Raw genomic sequence first — 2,163 nt, forward strand, 5'->3', positions numbered from 1 at the left:
CCTGCGGGCTGCGTGGCGCCGCCCCCCCGCCGGGTCGCCCCGCTGGCCCGACCCCCCCCCAGCGCCCCCGCGCCCCCCTCCTGGCGGATCGACTCGCCGCAACTCAACGCAGACGGTTCCATCTAAAAACAACATGCTCTAGCCGCCAGCGGCGCCGCGCGAAAGGCGTAATGCGATCACGCGCCGAAAATGACCAGGAACGTCCGCAAACGACGGCGCGGTCAATCTTCCGGCAGGGCGGGCAAGGTCAGGCCGGCGCGCAGGCCGCCGAGCGGCGATTCGCCCAGATCGAGCCTGCCGCCATAGGCGCCGGCGAGATCGGTGACGATCGACAGGCCGAGCCCGGAGCCCGGCTTGCTCTCGTCGAGCCGCCGGCCGCGCCGCAGGGCCTCCTCGCGGCGCTCCGCCGCGAGGCCGGGCCCGTCGTCGTCGATGGTCAGGCGCAGGAAAATCCGGTCGCCGCCGCCGTGCGGCGGGGCCTCGACCGCGACCCGCACCTCGCTTTTGGCCCATTTGCAGGCATTGTCGATGAGATTGCCGGCCATATCGTCGAAATCCTGCTTTTCGCCGCGAAAGCGCAGGCCATCCGGGCAATCCACGGCGAGGTCTATCGCCGGATAAATCTTGCCGAACGCCCGCGCCATGGCGGCGAGCGCAGCGGCCGGATCGGCGGAGGCGCCGATCGCTCCGGCGCGCGTCGCGGCGCGGGCGCGGTCGAGATGGAACTTGACCTGATCGCGCATCACCTCGGCCTGTTCCGTCACCTTGCGCGCCAGCGGCGAATCCTCGGCGTCGGCCTCGTTGACGATGACGCTCAGCGGCGTCTTCAGGGCATGAGCGAGATTGCCGACCTGGATTCGCGCGCGCTCGACGATCTCGCGATTGGCGCCGATCAGCAGATTCAGCTCCTCCGCCAGCGGCGCGATCTCCTGCGGAAATTCCCCGGCGACGCCCTCCGCCTGGCCGCGCCGCACGGCCACCACGTCGCGGCGCAATTGCCGCAGCGGGCGCAGACCATAGCGCACCTGAAAGGCCATGGCCGCCACCAGCAGCAAAGCCAGCAGGAAGAAAGTCACGCCGATGTCGATCTCGAATTGCGCGACCTGGCCATCCACCGTCTGGGTGGTCGCCGCCACCTGCACAAGAAAATGGCCCTGGTCGCCGGCGTTGATGACCCGCTCCAGCATGCGCAAGGGCTTGTTGTCCGGCCCGACGATCTCGCCGCTCCGGCGCCCGTCGAGGCCCGGCACGGCGGCGGAATCCGGCAGGCGCGGCAGACGCGAGGCGAATAAAGAGCGTGAGGCGCGGATATCGGCCGGGCTGACGTCGAGCCGGGTGATCTGCCAGTACCAGCCCGACAAGGGCAATTCGAACTGCGGCTCGGCGAGCTGGCCGGCCTCGGAGGAATCGTCGCGCGGCGCCGCGATGTCGGCGACCAAAGCCCGCAGGTAGACGCCGAGCTGCTCATCCAGCGCCGCTTCGGCGGTGTCGCGATAAAGCGCGGTCAGGACCAGACCCGCCACGGTCAGAATCACCACGCAGGCCGCCGCCGAGGAAACGAACAGCCGCGTCGCGATCGAGGTCGCGGCGAAACGGGTCACGGACAGCCCCCAGGATTTGGCGCGCGGGATCATGCGAAGGTCACCGCGTCGGGCTCAAAGCCCCCTGACGCTCCGGCGCGGGACCGGGCTCCATCACATAGCCGAGGCCGCGCACCGTCTGCAGCACGTCGACGCCGAGCTTCTTGCGCAGTCGTCCGATGAACACCTCGATCGTGTTGGAATCGCGGTCGAAATCCTGATCGTAGAGATGTTCGACGATCTCACTGCGCGACACCACCCGGCCGGCGTGATGCATCAAATAAGCGAGCAGGCGATATTCGTGCGAGGTGAGCTTGACGGCGGCGCCGGCGACCAGCACGCGCCCGGAGCGGGTGTCGAGCGAGACCGGGCCGCAGGTCAGCTCGCTGGTGGCGTGGCCGGTCGCGCGCCGCAACAGCGCGCGCAGCCGGGCCAGGACTTCCTCCATATGGAAAGGCTTGGCGACATAATCGTCGGCGCCGGCGTCGAAGCCCTTGACCTTTTCGGTCCAGCCGTCGCGGGCGGTGAGGATCAGCACGGGCATGGCCCGGCCCGCCGCGCGCCAGCCGGTGAGGACGGCGAT

Annotated in this window: 2 protein-coding genes; both read right to left on the minus strand. The window is 69.5% G+C overall.

The features are described from left to right. Nucleotides 1-221: 221 nt before the first annotated feature. Nucleotides 222-1,634 carry an ATP-binding protein gene (locus tag ACE3S9_RS18885; protein ID WP_374548020.1) on the minus strand — a complete coding sequence of 471 codons (1,413 nt, stop codon included), beginning with the start codon at nucleotides 1,632-1,634 and terminating at the stop codon, nucleotides 222-224. 7 nt (nucleotides 1,635-1,641) lie between these two features. Further along, nucleotides 1,642-2,163, minus strand: a 522-nt coding sequence (locus tag ACE3S9_RS18890; protein ID WP_374548021.1) for a winged helix-turn-helix domain-containing protein, incomplete at its 5' end; no start/stop codon positions are given.

Origin of the sequence: Rhodoblastus sp. (assembly GCF_041915505.1) — a bacterium.
Taxonomy (GTDB): Bacteria; Pseudomonadota; Alphaproteobacteria; order Rhizobiales; family Beijerinckiaceae; genus Rhodoblastus.